Consider the following 20,691-nt stretch of genomic DNA (forward strand, 5'->3'; position numbering starts at 1 on the left):
GCACCGGTTCCCGCCGGGAGGCTACGGCGGCGCGTGCTCGCGCCACACTCGCAGCTCGCCATTCGTCGTCGCGGCCAGGAGCAGTCCGTCTTCATCCGTTCGTGCGATCACGGTGCCGAGCGCACGGAGCATGTCGAGGGTGTCCTCCCGGGGGTGTCCGTAGTCGTTCGCACGCCCCACGCCGATCAGCGCCAGGCGCGGACGGAGGGCGCCGTAGAGTCGCGGCTCCTGGTCGGCGCTGCCGTGATGACTGACTTTCACGATGTCATAGGTGGCTCGGAGCCCACCGGCGCGCAACAACCCGCGTTGCGCCTCGGCGTCCAGATCCCCGAGCAGCAGCGCCGCGGGAAACCGGTCGCCGGTGACCTCCAGCACCACGCTCGCGGGATTGCCGACGATCCGATCAGAGCTCGGCCACAGCACGCGCCACCGTGCATCACCCAGCTCGCCGCTCAGCCCCCGGCGAGCGTCGACGACCCGTGCCCCGCCCCGGCGAAAGCCGTCCACCAGCGCCGCATCGGCCTGACCGTCCGTGGGTCCGTGCAACACGACATCCGCCCGGCCCACGACCGTCGCGGCACCGCCGACGTGGTCGAGGTCGAAGTGGGTGAGGACGAGGAGGTCCACGCGCTCGATCGCGAGCCGGTCGAGACAGGCGTCCAGTACAGCGGGATCCGGTCCGGTGTCCACCAGCGCGACCCTTCCCGCAGCTCTCAGCACCGTGGCATCGCCCTGCCCGACATCGCACATGGCCACCGACCACGTCGACGGCGTCAGCAGCGGCGTCACGGTGGTGCGCACCACCCACGCACCCGCGCCGATTCCGACGCTCACGAGCACGACGCCGACGGCAGCGCGCCGCAGCGCCAGCGGCCCCGCGCGGACGAGCAGCACCGCGATCGCCGCACACACCGCAGCGAGCGTCAGAGCGCCGAGCAGCCCCTCCTGCCACGGCAGCACGCTCTGCGGCAACGATGCGCTCAGCCGCGCCGTGCTCGCCACCCATTGCGCCGGCACCCACGCGATCGCGATCAGCACGTGGCCCAGCACGGGCACCGCGACGAAAAAGCAGGCGAGCATTCCCGCCAGGGTCGCCACGGGTGCCGCCGGTGCGGCGAGCACGTTCGCGAGCACCCCCGACAACGACACCCGGGGGGTGATCAGCACCAGAATCGGAGCGCAGGCCAGCTGCGCCACGAGGGGTGCGGCCAGCGGGACGGCCATCCACATCGGCAGGATGCCGGCGACGGTGCGCGCCGCGGGTGGCCCGAGGACCAGGAGCGCCGCCGTCGCCGCCACCGAGAGCGCGAAGCCGATCTCGGTGGCCAGCCAGGGGTCGGTGCACAGCAGGACGATCACCGCGACGCTCAGCACATGCAGCCCGATCTTCGCTCGCCCGAGCAGCAGAGCGAGCATCGAGACGGCGCACATCGCCGCGGCGCGTACGACGCTCGGCTCCGGAGTCACCAGGATGACGAACGATGCCAGAGCGCCCAGTGCCACGAAGACACGCGTGCCTCGCGGCAGCCGCAGAGCAGCCGCGAGCGCGAATCCCGCACCCACCACCAGGAGGCAGTTCGACCCCGAGACGGCGAGCAGATGCGCCAGGCTGCTCCTCTTCATCGCCTCATCGAGCCCGGCGCTCACGCCGCTGGTGTCCCCCACCGCCATTCCGGGGATGAGCTGCGCGCCGTCGCCGGGGAAGAGACGTGTGCCTTCGATCAGTCCGTGACGCAACAGCGCGGCCACCGCGAGCGCGCCGCTCGGCGGTGTGATCACCTCGGGCGGCCGTGAGGCACGCAGCGCGAGCAGTGCGCGGCCGCCGCGCTCGGGGGCCTCGACACGCGCTCTCACCGACACCACGGCACCCAGATCCAGGTCCGGGGGACGATCACCACTGAACAGCAGGTCCGCGGGAGCCGTGAGGTCCGCACCGGCGAACGTCCCGCTCACTCGCCATGCGCCCTGCCACGCAGGGGCTGGCTTCGAGAGCACCGTGAGGGTGCCGCTCACTCGGCTGGGGAGCTCCATCACGGCGGCGCGCGCCGGTGCCTGCAGCGCGACGTGCATGCTCGTGACGGCGACGGCGGCCGCGATGAGCAGGAGCAGGGCGTGTCCGCGGCGTGCGGCGAGAACCACACCGGCACCCGTGAGCAGCCACGCGATGACGGCCACGGGCAGGGCGAGCTCGGGATTCGCCGTCACCACGCCCGCGAAGACCCAGACCCCGCCGAGCACCGGGAGCAGCCGCAGGTCACGTGGGCGCAGCGAGAGCCCGTTCGCGCGTGCCTCGGCGCCGACGTCCTGCCGGGGATGATCGCGGATGTGCCGGGTCATACCCGAACCAACGGCTCGATGGCGGCGAACATCTTCTCCCCGATGCCGGAGACGTCGAGCAGGTCTTCCACCGCCGAGAAGCGGCCGTTCTCCGCCCGCCAGTCGAGGATGCGCTGCGCGAGCGCGGGGCCGACGCGAGGAAGAGTCTCCAGATCGGCCGCTGATGCCGTGTTGAGGTCGATGAGTGCCGCTGTGCCCGCACCTCCCTCGGCGGATGTCGTCTGCGCCTCACCCTCGGCCGTGACGAGGATCTGCTCCCCATCGGCCAGCGCCCGGGCGAGATTCACCCCGTTCGGCGCCGCGTCCGCACGGAATCCCCCGGCCGCTGCCACCGCGTCCATGACCCGGGAGCCCGGCTCCAGGACGTACACGCCGGGATCCGTAACGGCACCGGAGACATGGACGGTGAGCATCCCACCCTCCGGCCCTGTTTCTGTTCCCGTGTTCGTCGCTGAAACACTCGGAACCGGGATGTCGCTCGCAGCACCGGCCTGCTGCAGAACGCCCGTGGCCACGGTCGCCGCCAGAGCGAGAACAGCGACGGCGACAGCACTGGCGAAGCCGATCCGCCAGCGACGTCGGCGCGAGTCTTCAGGCAGGAAAACGTCGGTCATGGCGCGAGGCTAGATCGCGGTGGGAGCCGAGAAGCCCGGCATGTCCCGCCGTGGCAGAGGTGCGCATCGCGCGACGCCTGGGGAGGAACGATCAGAGTGTTCCCGGACCGACGACGGATTATGGCGTGCGGCCCACACCCCCCGGCGCAAGCCGCACGCCCACCCCGAAGGGCAGATCGAGCCCGACGATTTCTCGACGGACCTCACCGGCATCCGACACACCAGTGAGACCGACCAGCACGACTTCCCGACTCGGCTGCTCGGCGACCAGCAGCGAGAGTATCCGTCACGTCGTCTCCGGAGAACCTTTTCCACCAGAGTGACCCCAATGTGGGGGTCATTCCGGTCGCCGACCGGGGATCCCGGGACGGACGCCCCATAGTCTCCTGGTGGTGGAGCGACAGGGTATTCCCGCGCACGTGCTCCACCCAGGGAGGTGGCGACCGTGGGCATCCGACACGCACCACGACCGGCGCAGACGCGACGGTGCGCCGGCGCACACGGCCGCACGCCCGCCGACGCGCAGGGACGCAACGACCGGACGTCTCCTGCGAGCGGATCGACAGACCTGACGAGCCGGCGGACGGCGATGGTAGCTCTCCTTTCCCCCGCACCATCGCCGTTCGTCACCCCCTTCGATTTCGCCTCCCTCATATGACCGTGGAGCGATAAGCTGTTGCTCCCAGATCTCTACTTCCCCCCGAGTCAGAGGCACACCGCCGTGATCACCACAGGTCCCGCGCGCGTCCGGGTCATGGCAACCGACCTGGTGGCGCGCGTGTTCGACACACCGTCGATCGGCGTGCCCGGGTGGGCGTCGGAGTCGTTGCTCACCTCGATCCGCAGCGTGGTGCTTCTCAGCGCGGCCGGCTGGCAGGCGATCATGATCGCCGTCACAGCACTCACCGGTTCCGCGGCCGGATGGCCCCTCATGGCAGGCATGTCGGTGCTCGCCCTCGCGGCTCTGGCTGCACTGCGCGGTCCGCTGCCAGACGCGCTCATCCCCGTCGGGATGGCATCGACGGGGATCTGGTGCTATCTCGTGGCGCCGGGTGTCGAGGCGCCGCTCACGCTGGCCGCATGCTGGCAGATCAACTTCGCCACGTTCTTCGCCGGGCTGCTGGTGCGCGACCGCCGCATCACCCTCGTCGTCATCGGATACGCGGCGGCCGCGATGGTGGTCGTGCTCGCGGTCCGACCCGACTGGAGCCGCCAGTTCGCCGTCTCGATCCTGGTGACGCAGACCGCGATCATCATCGCGTTGCGCCTCGGGCTGCCGGCGCTTCTGCGCATCGGCACGACCGCCGACGAGGCGGCGCGCGCCGCGGAGGAGGCCACACGGCGGGCTGTCCTGACGCGCGAATCCAGTGCCCGCATCGCCGAGGAGGCGCGTGTCCTCCACGACACCGCGATCAACACCCTCGGCGCAATCGCCAACGCCGGTGCGGGCATCACCGACCTCGCCCGCGTGCGCCAGCAGTGTGCGCGCGACGTCGTCTCCCTCACCGCCCTGCGGGCGGAGCAGCCGATGGTGGAGACCACCTCCCTGCTCGATCTGTTCGGCCAGCCCGGCCTTCCCACACGCCGAGGCGGCCTCACCGACGAAGAGCTGGAACAGATCGGGGCGCGCCTCTCCAGCGCCACCGTGTCCGCGCTCGTGGGCTGCGTCCGCGAGGCGGTCACCAACGCCACCAAGCACTCGGGTGCTGACTACGTGAGCATCACCACCGCGGTGGACGACGGTGAGTTCGTCCTCACCGTCGCCGATGACGGCGTCGGCTTCGATCCGGTGGCAGCCCACGGACGTCAGCGCGGCCTCGCGAACTCGATCGCAGCACGAGCGTCCGATGCCGGGATCGCCACCCGGATCCACAGCGGGACCGGCCTCGGCACCCGCATCACATTGCTGGCGCCTCTGGACGCGGCACCCCGCGACGAGCCGCTGTCGCTGACTGCGGACGTCGCCGGGTTCCTGGGAGCCTCGCGACTGCGTGCTGCGGAGATGTACGGTCTCGGCGTCACGCTCATCGGGGTCCTGCTCACCGCGATCGGCGGCGCCAACGCGTACGGCGCACTCTTCCTGATGCTGGCCGTGATGGCGGGGGCCTGGCTCGCTTTCCACGCACGTCGACTGCGGGCGCATCGAGGCGGGCTGGCCGTCGCACTCGTGGCAGCCGCCCTTACCGTCTTCGTCCTCTCCGCCGCCGCGACGGATTTCGGCTCGTCCGGGGTCGTCCACTGGCAGGCGCTGGCGCCCACCGGCGCGCTGATCATGACCTTCGCCCTCCTGCCGTCGCTGCGGATCATCGTCGAGTCACTGAGCGCAGTCGCCGCTGTGGTCATCGCTCTCGCTCTCACCGTGGCGGCCGCTGATCTGACGGCAGCGGGGAACATCGCCGTCGCCGGCTGCGTCACGCTCGGGTTCGCCGCGCTCTGGGCACGGTTCCAGATCCTCGTGGAACGCATCGGGGCGCGTTCGCTGCGCTCTCGTCAGGAGACCTTCACCGCCAATCTCGCAACCGAGGTCGCCGCGGCCGCGCAGGCCCACTATCTGCGCTGGATGGCGGCCGGGCTCGATGACGCCATCACGCTGCTCCAGGAACTCGCCGACGGGTCCCGTCACCCCGCGGACGAGGAGACGCGCGCCCTGTGCGCCGATGAAGAGCGGTATCTTCGCCAGCTCGTCCAGATCAGCCCCGAACTGATTCACCTGGGCCGCGAGATGATGCCGACCCTGCAGTTCGCACGCGATCGCGGCATCGATTACTCGCTCCGCCTGGGCAGCACCGACACCGCCGATGAAGCGACCGCGCGGCTGCTCTCGGCGATGGTGCTCCACAATCTCGCGACGACGCCCAGCGGCAGCAGCGTCCTCGCCTCCGTGTTCCCCGCCCAGGACGGTCTGCAGCTCACACTCGTGGGCTCCGGCCTGTCCGTTCCTCCGTCGCCATCGCCATGGCCGACGGACACGACCGTCTCGACCGGTCTCATAGAAATGGTCACCCGCGAATCCGACCGCGTCCTGGCCGATGCACGCACTGGAGGTTGGTAATGGAGAGCAGCAAGACACGACGGGCGCGGATCGCCATCGTGGAGGACCATCTGCTGCAGCGCAAGCGCACGGAGCAACTGCTGAACGACACGGGAGAGTTCGAGATCGTGTTCAGCGCCGTCTCCGCCCCGGAGTTCGTCGCCTGGGTTCAGGCAGCCCCGCGTGCGGAGCGCCCGCACCTCCTCGTGCTGGACCTGATGGTGGATCGCGAACCATCGGTGGATGTCGCGGTGGTCGAGACGCTCCTGCGCGCCGGGCTCAAGATCGTGGTCCTCTCCGCGCTCGCCTCTCCCCCGCTGGTGCGCAGCATCGTGCGCGCAGGGGTCAACGGAATCGTCGGCAAACGTGACGCCGAAGAGGACATCCTCGCCGCGATCCGCGCAGTGCTGCGCGGACAGGAGTGGATCACCACCGAACTCGCAGCCGTGATCGCGGGTGACCCCAACCGCCCCAAGCTCAGCATCCAGGAGGAGCGCGCGCTCATCCTCTATGCGTCGGGGCTGACCATCGCCGAGGTCTCGACCGCCATGAACATCGGATGGGAGACCACCCGTCAGTATCTGGACCGGGTGAAGAGCAAGTACACCGCGGCGGGAGTGCCGGTGCGCACGAAGGTCGACCTCGGCCGAGTCGCGGTGGCCGACGGCTACATCGATCCCGCGGACCAGCAGCGCGCGACAGACGCCCCCGCGTCCTGATCTCCCACGACCAGGCCCCTCCCGGATTCCGGGAGGGGCCTCGTCCATGCGGATCCGCCATCACTTGGTGGCGAAGCTCACCACCTTGGGGGCCCGCACGATCGCGCGCACGATCTCGCGACCGTCCAGGGCGCGCTTCACCTTCTCATCGGCGCGGGCGAGAGCTTCGAGCTCTTCCGGGCTGATCTTCGCCGAGACCGAGAGCGTTCCCCGAACCTTGCCGTCGATCTGCACGACCGCCGTGACCTCGTCCTCGACCAGCAGGGACGGGTCGGCATCGCGCCACGGGACGAGACCGACGAAGGGCTCATGGCCCAGCACGGACCACATCTCCTCGGCCACATACGGTGCCACCAGATCCAGGACCAGCGCGACCGCCTCGGTGGCCTCGCGAACAGCCGGATCCGCCGCGCCGGCACCCGAGTCGACGGTCTTGCGGGTGATGTTGACGAGCTCCATCAGGCGCGCGACCACGACGTTGAACTTCGTCTGGTCGACCAGGCCCGCAACCTCAGCCCACAGCTTGTGCGTCGCGCGGCGCAGCGCGGCGTCTCCGCCCGCGAAGGCGACATCGACCGGGCTCGACACATCGTGCGCGAGGCGGAGAGCACGGGAGAGGAACTTGTACGCGCCGGTCGTGGACACGTCGTTCCAGTCCTTGTCGTCCTCCACCGGACCGGCGAATGCCAGAGCGGTGCGGACGACATCCGGGCCGTGCTCACCGAGCTCCTCGTTGAAGAGCACCAGGTTTCCCTTGGACTTGCTCATCTTGGAGCCGTCCAGCAGCACCATGCCCTGGTTGATCAGGCGCGAGAACGGCTCGGTGAAATCGATCAGGCCCATGTCGTAGAAGACCTTGGTGAGGAAGCGCGCGTACAGCAGGTGCAGGATGGCGTGCTCGACCCCGCCGATGTAGCTGTCCACCGGCGCCCAGGCGCTCGCAGCGAGGCTCGGGAAGGCCTGCACGTCGCTGTTCGGGTCCAGGAAGCGCAGGAAGTACCACGAGCTGTCCACGAAGGTGTCCATCGTGTCCGGGTCACGCAGTGCCGGCTCACCCGTCTGGGGGTCGGTCGTGGTCACCCACTCGGTGGCGGCGCCCAGCGGCGAGGTTCCCTTGGGCTTCAGATCCAGGCCCTCCGCGGACGGCAGGCGCACCGGGAGCTGGTCTGCGGGCACCTTGACGATGCGTCCGTCCTCGGTGTGGATCATCGGGATCGGCGTGCCCCAGAACCGCTGACGGGAGATCAGCCAGTCACGCAGGCGGAAGGTGGTGGTCGCACGACCCGTGCCCGCAGCCTCGAGCTCGGCGGTGACCCGCTCGATCGCGTGCTTCTTGCTGAGCCCGTTGAGCGAGCCGGAGTTGATCATCCGGCCTTCACCGGTGAGGGCGATCCCGGTCTGTGCGGGATCGATGGACGCGAGCTCGACGACCTCGGCCTCGGGATCGACCACCTCGATCACGCCGGTGGCCGATGCGGTGGTGTCGACGACGACGGAGATCGGCAGGCCGAACTTCCGCGCGAAGTCCAGGTCGCGCTGATCGTGCGCCGGTACGGCCATGACCGCGCCGTGACCGTAGTCGGCCAGCACGTAGTCGGCGGCCCAGATCGGCAGGCGCTCGCCGTTCACGGGATTGACGGCGTACCGCTCCAGGAAGACCCCGGTCTTCTCCCGGTCGGTCGCCTGTCGCTCGATCTCGGTGGAGCGACCGACCTCCTCCAGATACGCCTGGAAGCGCATCCGCGCTTCGCTGGAGGCGCCCGCCACCAGTTCGGCAGCCAGGTCGGAGTCGGGGGCGACCACCATGAAGGTCGCTCCGTGCAGGGTGTCGGGGCGGGTCGAGAAGACGGTGACCTTCTCGTCGCGTCCCTCGATCTCGAAGTCGATGTCGGCGCCGGTGGAGCGACCGATCCAGTTGCGCTGCATCTGCAGCACCTTGCTCGGCCATGCCCCCTCGAGCTGGTTCAGGTCATCGAGCAGGCGGTCGGCGTACTCGGTGATCTTGAAGTACCACTGCGTCAGCTTCTTCTTGACCACGATGGCGCCGCAGCGCTCACACCGCCCGTCGACCACCTGCTCATTGGCGAGCACGGTCTGGTCGTTGGGGCACCAGTTGACCGGCGATTCCTTGCGGTACGCGAGGCCGCGGTCGAACAGCTGCTGGAAGATCCACTGATTCCAGTGGTAGTACTCCGGATCGGAGGTGTGCAGCTCACGGCTCCAGTCGAAGGACATCCCGTACTGGCGGAATGCCGCCCTCTGCTGGTCGATGTTGGCGTACGTCCACTCCCGCGGGTCGGCGCCCCGCTTGATGGCGGCGTTCTCCGCCGGCAGGCCGAACGAGTCCCACCCGATCGGGTTGAGGACGTTGTGCCCGCGGTGACGCCAGAAGCGGGCGACGATGTCGGAGTACAGGTAGTTCTCCGCGTGGCCCATGTGCAGATCGCCCGAGGGGTACGGGAACATCGCCAGGATGTACTTCTTGGGACGCGTGTCCTCGTCGCCGCCGGCACGGAACGGGTCGTGCTGGTCCCAGAGCGCCTGCCACTTCGCCTGAAGCGCGTGCGGGTCGAAGCCGCTGGCGTCGGGGGAATCGGACTGCGTGACCTGGGACACGGATGACACCTCACTGAATGGGATGGTTTCGCGCGATGTGCGCATCCATCCAGGTTACCGCGCCGGGCCGGTCCTCCCGCCCTCACCAGCCCTCGGGCAGCGCGGCACCGACAGCCGCCAGCGGCGTGCGCGCCTTGATGCCCACTTCGGCCACCTCGTCGGGGATGATCGACCCCCAGGTGATGCCGCCGCCGGCGCCCACGCTGGCAGATGCGGGGCCGATCACCACGGTGCGAATGGTCATTGCGAGATCGGACGACCCGTTCGCGCCGATCCAGCCGAAGCAGCCGGCGTACAAGCCACGCGGTTCGCGCTCCAGGCCCGCGAGGATCGTCATCGCCGACAGCTTCGGTGCGCCGGTCATGGAACCCGCGGGGAACACCGCCGCCAGCAGCTCACCGACGGTCAGGTGAGCGCGCAGACGTCCCTCGACCGTGCTCACCAGCTGATGCACCGTCGGATAGCTCTCCACCTCCCAGAGCCCGCGCACGCGGACGGATCCCGTCTCGCAGACGCGTGAGAGGTCATTGCGCATGAGATCGACGATCATGACGTTCTCTGCGCGTTCCTTCTCCGACGCGTGCAACTGCGCCGCGAGTTCTGCATCACGGTCCGGGTCCGCGCTGCGCGCTCGCGTGCCCTTGATGGGCCGGGTGGTGACGATCCCGTCGTCCACCCCGAGGAACTTCTCCGGAGAGATGCTGACCAGGCTCGTCTGCCCCACCCGCAGGAACCCGCCGTGATGCGAGGCCGCGGCCCGGCGCAGGCGCCGATGGATCGCGACGGCGTCATGGCGTCCGGGGACCTCGAACCGAGTGGTGAGGCAGAGCTGGTAGGCGTCGCCGAGACGGATCGACTCACGGCACTGCGCGACGAGGTCGGCGTACTCGCCGGGGGTCGTGCGCGCTCGCGCCGGTCCGGTCGCGGCCGCCTCCGGCATCGCCGCGACCGGCGCGGCCTCCAGCACGCGCGCGCGGAAGCCGGCATCGCCGTGGATGCGCATGACCCGCGTGTCGTGGTCGAAGACCACGGCCTCGGTCACGCGCAACCACAGCGGCTGGTGCTCCGGGGTGACATCGGGGACACCCGTCCACCGCGCTCCGCTCTCGTAGTCCAGCGCGCCGACCCAAGCCGGGACATCCGGGGCGGGGCCGGGGACGATGCGTGTACGCGCCACCTCGTCCCAGGCGACGGCCGTTCCCCGCCCCAGGACGGACCGTCCGGCGACGGCATCGGGACCGGCATCGAGCCAGAAGAGGTCGCCGCCGTCGCGCGCAAGATCGGCGAACACGGCCTCGGGATCGATCCAGTGGTGCGTCACCGCTCCACCCTAGACGCTCGTGATCTTTCGTCTGCGAGTCTTCAGCTTCGGTGTTCTAGGCTTCCTCTGTGAACGACGTCGTCTCCGCGATCCTGGAGTGGGTGCAGTCGGTTGATCCGGTCCTGCGCACGATCATCGCGGGCGTCGCGATCATGCTGGAGACCAGCGTCCTGGTCGGACTGATCGTTCCCGGCGACACCATCGTCATCGTCGCGGCCTCCGCCACCACGGGCCTCCCGGAGCGGCTCGTACTCACCGTCGTGATCATCATCGGGGCCCTGATCGGCGAGAGCGTCGGCTACGCTCTCGGCCACTGGCTCGGCCCGAAGATCCGTCAGTCGTGGGTCGGGCGAAAGCTCGGCGAGAAGAACTGGACGCGCGCGGAACGCTACCTGAATCGTCGCGGCGGCCCTGCGGTACTGCTCAGCCGCTTCCTTCCGGTGCTGCATTCGCTGGTTCCCCTCACCGCGGGGATGAGCGGGTTCGGCTACCGGCGATTCCTCGCCTGGACGCTGCCGGCCTGCACGATCTGGTCGGCGCTCTACGTCACCATCACGGCCGTCGCCACGGAGACGTACAAGGGACTCAGCGATCGCATCCACGGCGCCGGCTACATCTTCGTCGCCATCATCGCGTTCTTCCTCGTCGTCGTGTTCGTGGCCAAGAAGGTGATCGAGCGCAACGAGCGCCGTCACCTCCAGGACGACCCGCCGGGGCCCACCGGCCAGGACTGATCCCCCGCGAACATCGATCCGCGAGCCGACGACGTGACAGACTGGACGTGATGGCCTCCCCCGAATCCGATGTGCCCGCGAAGATCCACCCCTTCGCGCGTGTCGAGTACCGCTACCACGCCTGGCGCGAGCGGCGGGCCCGTGAGCGGGGCCTGCGGGGATCGATCACACCGTTTCCCGGATACGGCGGTTCCGGATGGGTCCGCGTCCTCGGCCGAGTGCTGATCCTGCCCAAGAAACGTCCGAGCGACTCCGGCGAGTTCGCCAGCGTGCGGGGGTGGCGCAGCTTCGTGGGCATCCCGGTGGGTTTCGCGCAGGTGCGCATCACTATCGGCGGCGTCAGCCACGAGATCGTCACCGACCGCGGCGGTGTGGTGGACGTGGTCATCCCCGCGGATCTCGAGCCGGGGTGGCAGCGGTTCCAGATGTCCGTCGAAGACGGCGCCCCCGTCGATGCCACGGCGTTCATCGTCTCCCCCGACACCCACTTCGGTGTGGTGTCCGACGTCGATGACACGGTCATGGTCACCGCGCTGCCGCGCCCGCTGGTGGCTGCGTGGAACTCCTTCGTCGTGAACGAGCACGCGCGCCTGCCGGTACCCGGGATGGCAGTGATGCTCGAGCGGCTCGTCCGCACGCACCCCGGAGCGCCGATGATCTACCTCTCCACCGGAGCCTGGAACATCGCACCCATGCTCGCACGGTTCCAGAAGCGTCACCTGTTCCCGCGCGGATCGATGCTCCTCACCGACTGGGGACCGACGCACGACCGGATGTTCCGCAGCGGCCAGCAGCACAAGCGCGACAACCTGGAGCGCCTGGCGCGCGAGTTCCCCCAGATCCGGTGGCTGCTGATCGGCGATGACGGGCAGCACGACGACGCGATCTACACCGCGTTCGCCAAGGAACACCCGGAGAACGTTGCAGCAGTAGCGATCCGGCGGCTCTCCGCGACCGAGGCCGTGCTGGCCGGTGGACGCACCCTCGTGGACGACCACTCCACCATCCCGTGGATCAGCGCGTCCGATGGCGCCGGGCTTCTGCAGCAGTTGCGCGAGCACGGCATCGCTTCCTGAGCCGCGCTGCGACACCGCAACGTCGGTGCCCGGTCCTAGGCTGGGAGCATGTGCGGACGTTTCGTCGTAGCTGAAGTCGGATCCGAGCTCGTCTCGGTCCTCCGAGTCGATCTGGTGGCCGAGAATCTCCCGGCGCCGTCCTGGAACGTCGCTCCCACGGCGCAGGCAGCGATCGTGCTGGATTCGGTGAAGACCGAGCCGCCCACGCGCCGTCTGGAGAGCGCGCGCTGGGGTCTCGTCCCCTCCTGGGCGAAGGACCCTTCGGTCGGAGCCCGCGCGTTCAACGCGCGATCCGAGGAGCTCGAGGACAAGCCGATGTTCCGCAGCGCCTTCGAGAACCGCCGGGCCGTCATCCCCGCGAGCGGGTACTACGAGTGGCACACGGGCCCGGAGGGCAAGCAGCCGTACTACATTCACCCCGCAGACGATGAACCGCTGTTCTTCGCGGGGCTGTACGAGTGGTGGCGCGACCCCGCGAAGGCCGATGACGATCCCACGCGCTGGCTGCTGAGCTTCACCATCCTGACGCGCGCTTCCGCCGGTCCGCTCGCCGACATCCATGACCGCATGCCCGTGGTTCTGGACGTCGACTACGCCGATGCCTGGCTGGATCCCACCGTCGACTACCAGCGGGACGTGCTGCAGGCCGCATATGATGCAGCACCCGAGTTGTCGGACACGTTCGAGATCCGTCCGGTCGGATCAGCCGTCGGCAACGTCCGAAACGACTCGCCCTCACTCATCCTGCCGCTGCCCGCCTGAACAGCAGCGAACGCACAATGGCCGCCCCGAAGGGCGGCCATTGTGCGTTCCAGCTCGTTCGCTCAGCGAGCGAAGTAGCCGCGGTAGTACTCGTAGACCCAGCCGACGATGGCGATGGCGAAGATCGCGATGCCGACCGGCAGAAGGAACTGCCCGACCGCGAGGCCGACCATGAAGACAGCGGCGGAGAAGGCGAGGACCAGCGGCCACCACGACCACGGGCTGAACTCACCGAGCTCGGGGTCCCCGTCATCGATGTCAGCGGTCAGCGAGTCCTCGGGCAGGACGCCGCCCGTGGACTTGTTCACGCGGCCGAGATACCAGGCCACCATCACGGCCATGAAGAACGAGAACAGCAGCGCAACGGTGCCGACCCACTCCACACCACCGTGGTCGACGACGTTCCAGACGGTGTACGTGCCCGCGACGACCAGGAAGAAGACGCCGAGGATGTACCAGAGGTTGACGTTGGATTTCACGTTACTTCGCCTCTCCAGCAGTGACCGCGTCGGCTGCCGTGGGAACGAAGCCCTCAGCTGCCTCGGGGTGGTTCAGATCGAATGCCGGTCGCTCCGAACGGATGCGCGGGATCGACGTGAAGTTGTGACGCGGCGGCGGGCAGGACGTGGCCCACTCGAGCGATCCGCCGTAACCCCACGGGTCGTTGACGGTGACCTTCGGCGCCTTGCGAGCGGTGATCCAGACGTTCAGGAAGAACGGGATCATCGACGCACCGAGGATCACGGCACCAATGGTGGACACCTGGTTCTGCCAGGTCCAGCCGTCGAACTCCGAGTAGTCGGCGTAACGACGCGGCATGCCGTCGACGCCCAGCCAGTGCTGGATGAGGAACGTCATGTGGAAGCCGATGAACAGCATCCAGAAGTGGACGTAGCCGAGACGCTCATTGAGCATGCGTCCGGTCCACTTCGGCCACCAGAAGTAGAAGCCGGCGAACATGGCGAACACGACGGTGCCGAACACGACGTAGTGGAAGTGCGCCACGACGAAGTACGAGTCACTGAGTGCGAAGTCCAGCGGCGGCGAGGCCAGGATCACACCGGTGAGACCACCGAAGACGAAGGAGACCAGGAAGCCGAGGGCGAACACCATGGGTGTCTCGAAGGTGATCGATCCGCGCCACATCGTTCCGATCCAGTTGAAGATCTTCACACCGGTCGGCACCGCGATGAGCATCGTCATCAGCGCGAAGAACGGCAGGAGGACGGCGCCGGTGACGTACATGTGGTGAGCCCACACGGCCACCGAGAGCGCAGCGATCGCGATGGTCGCGTAGATCAGCGTCTTGTACCCGAAGATCGGCTTGCGGCTGAACACCGGGAAGATCTCCGAGACGATGCCGAAGAACGGCAGGGCGATGATGTACACCTCGGGGTGACCGAAGAACCAGAACAGGTGCTGCCAGAGCAGGACGCCGCCGTTGGCCGGGTCGTAGACGTGCGATCCGAGGATGCGGTCTGCGGCAGCGGCGAACATGGCCGCGGCCAGCACGGGGAAGGCCATCAGGATCAGGAGGCTGGTGACCAGCGTGTTCCACGAGAAGATCGACATGCGCCACATGGTCATGCCCGGGGCACGCATCGTGATGATGGTCGTGATGAAGTTCACGGCACCGAGGATCGTGCCGAAACCGCTCATACCCAGACCGACCATCCAGAGGTTTCCTCCGGCGCCGGGCGAGAACGAGGCGTTCGCCAGCGGCTGGTAGGCGAACCATCCGAACGAGGCGGCTCCCTGCGGGGTGAGGAATCCGGCGACCGCGATGATGGAGCCGAACAGGAACAGCCACAGCGCGAAGGCGTTCAGACGCGGGAAGGCCACATCCGGCGCTCCCAGCTGAAGCGGCAGGATCGCGTTCGCGAAGCCCGCGAACAGCGGCGTCGCGAACATCAGCAGCATGATCGTGCCATGCATCGTGAAGAGCTGGTTGTACTGCTCCTTGGTGGGCACGATCTGCATGCCCGGAGCGAACAGCTCGGCGCGGATGATGAGGGCCATCACACCGCCGAGGAGGAAGAAGATCACCGAGGCGATGAGGTACATGTACCCGATCGTCTTGTGGTCGGTGGACGTGATCCACTTGACGAGGATGTTGCCCTTCTGCTCCACCCGGGTGCTGCTCATCAGTGCTGCCTGACGAGGCGGCATCGTGGTGGGACGGACGCTCTCAGCCGGCGTGGGCTCGACGGTCGTCGTCATGTCAGTGTTCCTCCTCGCTGGAGTGCGCCCCGGTGCCGGGGAGGTTGGAGAGGCGGTCGTACTCGTCCTGGATCGAGCCGGTCTGGCCCTTCTCCTTCAGGGATGCGAGGTAGTCCTCGTACTCGGCGTCGCTGACGACCTTGACGTTGAACAGCATCATCGAGTGGTACTCGCCACAGAGCTCGGCGCACTTGCCCTGGTAGGTCCCCTCACGCGTGGGGGTGAACGACCAGAAGTTGTCGCGACCGATGTAGAGGTCCTTCTTGTACAGGAAGTCGATGATCCAGAAGGAGTGGGCCACATCACGCGACTCGAGCTGGATCTTCACCGTCTTGTTGACGGGAAGGTACAGCGTGGGAAGCGCGTCCTGGTTGACGTTGCCGTCCTTGTCGGGCTGGGCCTGAACGCCCATGCTCCAGACGTCGTCCGAACCGTCGGCCGAGTCACCCTGGTACTCGAAGTCCCAGGCCCACTGCTTTCCCGTGGCGATGACGGAAACGTCGGGGTCTTCGTACTGCGTCTCCAGGATCGCCTGGTCGCGTGCGGTGAAGAAGAAGAAGCCGACGACCAGGATCAACGGGACGATCGTGTAGAAGATCTCGATCGGCATGTTGTAGCGCATCTGCACGGGCAGGCCGGTCTGGCCCTTGCGGCGACGGTACGCCACGGCCGCGAAGAGCATGAGCGCCCACGTGATCGCACCGACCACGAGCAGGACGATCCACGAGGTGGTCCAGAGGCCGGACACCATCTCGGTGTGGTTGGTGGCAGGAGGCAGCGCATTACCGCTGTCGTCCATGAAGCCGGGCAGGAAACCGTTGAGCTCCTGCGGCGTGCAGCCGGCAAGAACGAGGGCGCCTGCGCCCAGCCCGACGGGGAGGGCGGCCCAGCGGAGGTGACGTTTGGACGGCACGATGCACCTTTCGGATCGCTAATCAGTCAACTCTCAGTCTAGAGCAACCTCACACGCTGTTCAGGCCATCCGTCCAGCGGTTCGCCGTTTTGCCGACATCCTGTCGGCGTGTTCGGCTCGGATCGGAGTGCACTCCCCCGGCGCGTCGCGCGAGGAGGCTCGCTTCGCCCGTGGAATCGCCTGTCCCGTCACGATCGGATAACGCGCGTCCGTGCACGAAATGACGATCGGCGCCGGCCCCGTGCGGGGTCGACGCCGATCGTGGGGGTGCGGATTCAGTGGAAGCTGTCACCGCACGCGCAGCTGCCTGCAGCGTTCGGGTTGTCGATGGTGAAGCCCTGCTCGCTGATCGTGTCCTTGAAGTCGATGGCCGCGCCGTCCAGGTACGGCACCGACATGTTGTCCACGATGACCTCGACGCCGTCGAAGTCGACGGTCTCGTCGCCCTCGAGGTAGCGCTCGTCGAAGTAGAGCTGGTAGATCAGGCCGGAGCATCCGCCGGGCTGGACGGCGACGCGCAGACGAAGATCGTCACGCCCCTCCTGCTCCAGCAGGCTCTTCACCTTGGCGGAGGCCGCCGTGGTGAGGGTGACGCCGTGCGCCGGCGCCTGCGTGTCCAGGGTGGTGTCCGTCATGGTTCCTCCAAAGCGTGTCGCCGCGTTCGGGCTGTGTCGATTCTACCGGCGCGTCCGCAGCTGCGGGCCGATTCAGGCGGTTCGTTCGTTCAGGCGGTTCAGCAGCAGCGCCTCGGTGGCGATCGCGTTGGCGAACGTCTCCAGGTGCAGCGACTCGTTCGGGCTGTGCGCACGGGCGTGCGGGTCCTCCACACCGGTCACCAGGATCTGCGCTTCGGGGAAGTCACGCACGAGGTCGGCGATGAAGGGAATCGAGCCGCCCACACCGAAGTCGACCGGGGCCCGGCCGTATCCGTCGTGCATCGCGCCTCGCGCGATGTCGACGGCGTAGCCGCTGGTGTCGACGAGGAACCCGTCCCCACAGTCGACGTCGCTGAAGGTGAGCTCGGCGCCGAACGGAGCGTGGGCGCGCAGGTGCGCCTCCAGGGCGGCGTAGGCATCCTGGGCCCGCTGCCCCGGTGCCACACGGGAGGAGATCACCACGGTCACCTCTGGTGAGATGGTGTTGGAGGCGTTGGCCACCGAGGTGAAGTCGATGCCTGTGACGGTGACGGACGGCTTGTTCCAGATGCGGCTGAGGATCGTGCCGTCGCCGATGGGTGAGACGCCCGGGAGCAGCCCGGCCTCATCGCGCAACGTCTCCTCGGAGTAGTCCGGCGTCTCTGCGTCGCGCACCGTGAGGCCCTCGACCGCGACCGCGCCGTTCTCGTCCCAGAGCGTGCCGAGCAGCTTGATCGTGGCGAGCATGGCGTCGGGCACCGCTCCCCCGAACATCCCGGAATGCGAGGCGTGCTCCAGGGTGCGCACCGTCAGGGTGAAACGCGCGTTGCCACGCAGCGAAACGGTGAGCGCCGGGGTGTGCGAGTCCCAGTTGCCGGAGTCGGCGACGACGATCACGTCCGCGCGCAGAGCATCGGCGTTGTCCTGCAGGAACTGCGCGAACGATCGTGATCCGTACTCCTCCTCGCCCTCGATGAACATCGCGATACCGAGATCGAAGTCCGCTCCCGCCGATTCCACCAGCGCACGGATGGCGGCGATGTGAGCCATGATGCCGGCCTTGTCGTCGGCTGCGCCGCGACCGTAGAGGCGCCCGTCACGCACGGTGGGCTCGAACGGCGGGGTGTCCCACAGCGCCTCATCTCCCGGAGGCTGCACGTCGTGGTGCGCGTAGAGGAGGATGGTGGGCTTGCCGTTGCGGGCGGCGCGGGTGGCGAGCACCGCGGGCTGCCCGTGCTCGTCGGTTCCGGGAATCGCCGCCGTCGTCACGCGAACCGAATCGAACACTCCCGTGCCTTCGGCGAGTTCGGCGACGGCGGCAGCGCTGCGCTGCAACTGCGTCTGATCGAAGGCGGGCCAGGCGATGGACGGGATCCGAACCAGGCCGCCGAGGTCGGCGAGCGCTGCAGGCACACCGGCGCGTGCCGCGGCGAGGATGGCGGAATCGGAGTCGGACAGCGTTTCGGGGTGCGGATGCTGCTCAGAGGTCATGCGGGTAATCTTAGAAGGGTTCCCGACGACGACGAGAGGTCATCCGTGGCGCAGAAAGCCGAAACCCCCACCCCTGACGAGGCAGCGACGCCCGCCGTCGGCAAGGGGCGTGCGACGCCCTCCCGCGCCGAGCAGGAGGCCGCGCGCCGCCGTCCCCTCGCGCCCGACACCAAGGAGGCCAAGGCCGCAGCACGCGCCCGCCTCAACGAGCAGCGCAACCGCGCCCGTGACGGCATGGCCAACGGCGAGGAGAAGTATCTGCCTGCCCGCGACAAGGGTCCCCAGAAGCGCTGGGCCCGCGATTACGTCGACGCCGGCTTCCACCTCGGCGAGTTCGTGATGCCGATCATGATCCTCGTGCTGCTGACGTCGATGATCCCGGTGACCGAGGTCTACTACATCGCCTTCATGGTCCTCTTCGTCTACGTGCTGCTCATGATCGGCGACATGCTGATCCTCGCTCGCAATGTCAAGAAGAAGCTCGCGGCGAAGTACGGTGCGGACCGTCTCGAGCGCGGTCTCGGCTGGTACTCGGCGATGCGATCCATGCAGATGCGTTTCATCCGTCTGCCGAAGCCTCAGGTGAAGCGCGGCCAGTACCCCGTGTGAGCAAGCTGAACGGAGGGCCCCGATCCGCGTGGATCGGGGCCCTCCGTCTTCCCTCAGTGAGCGGCGAGGGCCCGGTTGAGCTTGCGGCCCCAGAACGGGCCCTCGTAGATGAACGCGCTGTAGCCCTGCACGAGGGTGGCGCCGGCCGCCAGCCGCTCGCGGACATCCGCACCGGTCTCGACGCCGCCGACGGAGATCACGCAGAAGTCCTCGGGGACAGCCGAACGCACCGTGCGCAGCACCTCCAGCGAGCGAGCCTTAAGCGGAGCGCCGGACAATCCACCCGCACCGGCTGCCTCGACGACCGCGGCATCGGTGCGCAGGCCCTCACGCGAGATCGTGGTGTTCGTGGCGATGATTCCGGCCAGCCCTTCGCGCACCGCGAGGCGGGCGATCCCCGTGATCTCGTCGTCGGTGAGATCGGGCGCGATCTTGACGAGCACGGGCGTGTCGCCAGCCGCCTCGCGCACCGCCTGCAGCAGCGGCGCGAGTGTCTCGAGGGCCTGCAGACCGCGAAGGCCCGGTGTGTTCGGTGACGACACATTGACCGCGAGGTAGTCGGCGTGCGGGGCGACGAGACTCGCGCTGCGGACGTAGTCGGCGGTGGCATCGTCGACGTCCACCACTCGGCTCTTGCCGATGTTGGCGCCGATCACGATGTCGGGGGTGCGCCGGCGGAGCTTCTCGAGCTGGTGCGCCGCGGCCGCAGCTCCGTGGTTGTTGAAGCCCATGCGGTTCACGATGGCCCGGTCCGGGATCAGGCGGAACAGGCGCGGACGCGGGTTGCCCTCCTGGGCGATGGCCGTGACGGTTCCCACCTCGACGTGCCCGAATCCGAGGGCAGCCAGCCCGCGCACCATCCGGACGTCCTTGTCGAAGCCGGCGGCGATACCGAACGGCGAGGGGAACCACAGCCCGAGGGCCTTGGTACGTGTCGACGCCGCGGGACGGGTGAGAGCACGGGCGATCCAGGAGAACGGCGGCAGACCGATCAGGCGGATGACCGGATTGACGAGATGGTGCGCCGTCTCGGGATCGAGCTTCGAGAAGAACACGCGGAAGGCGAAGGCATACATCGCCTTCCAGATTACCGGCGACGCGGATGCGCATCCGCCACGGTGATGCGTCAGTCGGCCGCGCGCACCGGCCGCGCGTGGTCCGCGCGCAGATCCGTGATCGCGGCCTCGAAATCCTCGAGGGACTCGAAGGCCTGGTAGACGCTGGCGAAGCGGAGGTACGCCACCTCGTCGAGCTCGCGCAGCGGCTGCAGGATGGCGAGACCGATCTCGTTCGCGTCGATCTGGCTCTGGCCGGTCTGGCGCACGGCCTCCTCCACCCGCTGGGCGAGCAGTGCGAGGTCGGCGTCGGTGACGGGGCGGCCCTGGCAGGCCTTGCGCACACCGGAGACGACCTTGTCACGGCTGAACGGCTCGATCGCGCCGGAGCGCTTGATCACGCCGAGGCTCGCGGTCTCCAGCGTGGAGAATCGTCCTCCGCACTCGGGACACTGACGACGACGACGGATCGAGAGACCGTCATCGCTGGTACGCGAATCGATCACGCGGGAATCGGAATGGCGGCAGAACGGGCAATGCATGGCTTCCACAGAATAC

General features: G+C 68.2%; 17 protein-coding genes. 6 read left to right on the forward strand and 11 right to left on the reverse strand.

The annotated features are described in order from the left end of the window. Nucleotides 1–21 precede the first annotated feature (21 nt). Both ACIQJ5_RS09200 and ACIQJ5_RS09205 read right to left on the reverse strand, forming a co-directional pair. Complete coding sequence (locus tag ACIQJ5_RS09200; protein ID WP_402843057.1) at nt 22–2,337, reverse strand: ComEC/Rec2 family competence protein; 2,316 nt, start codon at nt 2,335–2,337, stop codon at nt 22–24. Continuing rightward, complete coding sequence (locus ACIQJ5_RS09205; protein WP_231092079.1) at nt 2,334–2,951, reverse strand: ComEA family DNA-binding protein; 618 nt, start codon at nt 2,949–2,951, stop codon at nt 2,334–2,336. The genes ACIQJ5_RS09200 and ACIQJ5_RS09205 overlap by 4 nt, the downstream gene beginning before the upstream one ends. Before the next feature lie 721 nt (nt 2,952–3,672). Here ACIQJ5_RS09205 and ACIQJ5_RS09210 point away from each other — a divergent pair. Then, nucleotides 3,673–6,003, forward strand: coding sequence for a sensor histidine kinase (locus ACIQJ5_RS09210; protein WP_402843060.1), 2,331 nt, complete (start codon nt 3,673–3,675; stop codon nt 6,001–6,003). Continuing rightward, entirely contained in the window at nt 6,003–6,701 is a 699-nt protein-coding gene (locus ACIQJ5_RS09215; protein ID WP_231092077.1) for a response regulator transcription factor, read from the forward strand. Before ACIQJ5_RS09210 ends, ACIQJ5_RS09215 begins: the two co-directional genes overlap by 1 nt. A 60-nt stretch (nt 6,702–6,761) precedes the next feature. On the opposite strand, the gene leuS is transcribed toward ACIQJ5_RS09215, so the two are convergent. Further along, nucleotides 6,762–9,317: a leucine--tRNA ligase gene (leuS, locus tag ACIQJ5_RS09220; RefSeq protein ID WP_402843064.1), complete on the reverse strand. Its 2,556-nt coding sequence runs from the start codon at nt 9,315–9,317 to the stop codon at nt 6,762–6,764. Nucleotides 9,318–9,399: 82 nt separating this feature from the next. After that, nucleotides 9,400–10,638, reverse strand: coding sequence for an anthranilate synthase component I family protein (locus ACIQJ5_RS09225; RefSeq protein WP_402843067.1), 1,239 nt, complete (start codon nt 10,636–10,638; stop codon nt 9,400–9,402). A gap of 68 nt (nt 10,639–10,706) precedes the next feature. Here ACIQJ5_RS09225 and ACIQJ5_RS09230 point away from each other — a divergent pair, with 68 nt between their 5' ends. From ACIQJ5_RS09230 to ACIQJ5_RS09240, 3 genes are read left to right on the forward strand one after another with little or no spacing between them, the layout of a single operon-like run. Then, nucleotides 10,707–11,372: a DedA family protein gene (locus tag ACIQJ5_RS09230; protein ID WP_231092074.1), complete on the forward strand. Its 666-nt coding sequence runs from the start codon at nt 10,707–10,709 to the stop codon at nt 11,370–11,372. Between the two features lie 50 nt (nt 11,373–11,422). Further along, nucleotides 11,423–12,448 (forward strand): App1 family protein, encoded by a 1,026-nt coding sequence (locus ACIQJ5_RS09235; protein ID WP_402843071.1) that lies wholly within the window; start codon nt 11,423–11,425, stop codon nt 12,446–12,448. Between the two features lie 48 nt (nt 12,449–12,496). Further along, nucleotides 12,497–13,210, forward strand: a complete 714-nt coding sequence (locus ACIQJ5_RS09240) for an SOS response-associated peptidase (protein WP_231092072.1) — start codon at nt 12,497–12,499, stop codon at nt 13,208–13,210. A gap of 62 nt (nt 13,211–13,272) precedes the next feature. Here the strand turns inward: ACIQJ5_RS09240 and ACIQJ5_RS09245 are convergent, their stop codons facing one another. The 5 genes from ACIQJ5_RS09245 to ACIQJ5_RS09265 form a co-directional block, all read right to left on the reverse strand. Then, nucleotides 13,273–13,689: a cytochrome c oxidase subunit 4 gene (locus tag ACIQJ5_RS09245; protein WP_231092071.1), complete on the reverse strand. Its 417-nt coding sequence runs from the start codon at nt 13,687–13,689 to the stop codon at nt 13,273–13,275. A 1-nt stretch (nt 13,690) separates the two neighbouring features. Beyond that, the gene (gene ctaD / locus ACIQJ5_RS09250) at nt 13,691–15,379 is read right to left on the reverse strand and encodes a cytochrome c oxidase subunit I (RefSeq protein ID WP_231092145.1); all 1,689 of its coding nucleotides are present in this window, start codon (nt 15,377–15,379) and stop codon (nt 13,691–13,693) included. Between the two features lie 52 nt (nt 15,380–15,431). After that, nucleotides 15,432–16,343, reverse strand: a complete 912-nt coding sequence (coxB, locus tag ACIQJ5_RS09255; protein WP_231092070.1) for a cytochrome c oxidase subunit II — start codon at nt 16,341–16,343, stop codon at nt 15,432–15,434. Between the two features lie 275 nt (nt 16,344–16,618). Beyond that, the gene (erpA, locus tag ACIQJ5_RS09260) at nt 16,619–16,978 is read right to left on the reverse strand and encodes an iron-sulfur cluster insertion protein ErpA (protein WP_231092069.1); all 360 of its coding nucleotides are present in this window, start codon (nt 16,976–16,978) and stop codon (nt 16,619–16,621) included. Between the two features lie 72 nt (nt 16,979–17,050). Further along, nucleotides 17,051–18,469 (reverse strand): dipeptidase, encoded by a 1,419-nt coding sequence (locus ACIQJ5_RS09265; RefSeq protein WP_231092068.1) that lies wholly within the window; start codon nt 18,467–18,469, stop codon nt 17,051–17,053. Nucleotides 18,470–18,514: 45 nt separating this feature from the next. Between ACIQJ5_RS09265 and ACIQJ5_RS09270 the strand changes: the two genes are divergently transcribed. Continuing rightward, nucleotides 18,515–19,078: a DUF3043 domain-containing protein gene (locus ACIQJ5_RS09270; protein WP_402843076.1), complete on the forward strand. Its 564-nt coding sequence runs from the start codon at nt 18,515–18,517 to the stop codon at nt 19,076–19,078. A gap of 53 nt (nt 19,079–19,131) precedes the next feature. On the opposite strand, the gene ACIQJ5_RS09275 is transcribed toward ACIQJ5_RS09270, so the two are convergent. Both ACIQJ5_RS09275 and nrdR read right to left on the reverse strand, forming a co-directional pair. Beyond that, nucleotides 19,132–20,154 carry a quinone-dependent dihydroorotate dehydrogenase gene (locus tag ACIQJ5_RS09275; protein WP_402843078.1) on the reverse strand — a complete coding sequence of 341 codons (1,023 nt, stop codon included), beginning with the start codon at nt 20,152–20,154 and terminating at the stop codon, nt 19,132–19,134. A 50-nt stretch (nt 20,155–20,204) separates the two neighbouring features. Beyond that, nucleotides 20,205–20,675, reverse strand: coding sequence for a transcriptional regulator NrdR (gene nrdR, locus ACIQJ5_RS09280; RefSeq protein ID WP_231092065.1), 471 nt, complete (start codon nt 20,673–20,675; stop codon nt 20,205–20,207). Nucleotides 20,676–20,691 lie beyond the last annotated feature (16 nt).

The sequence above is a fragment of the Microbacterium sp. GXS0129 genome, from assembly GCF_044769785.1.
Taxonomy (GTDB): Bacteria; Actinomycetota; Actinomycetes; order Actinomycetales; family Microbacteriaceae; genus Microbacterium; species Microbacterium nymphoidis.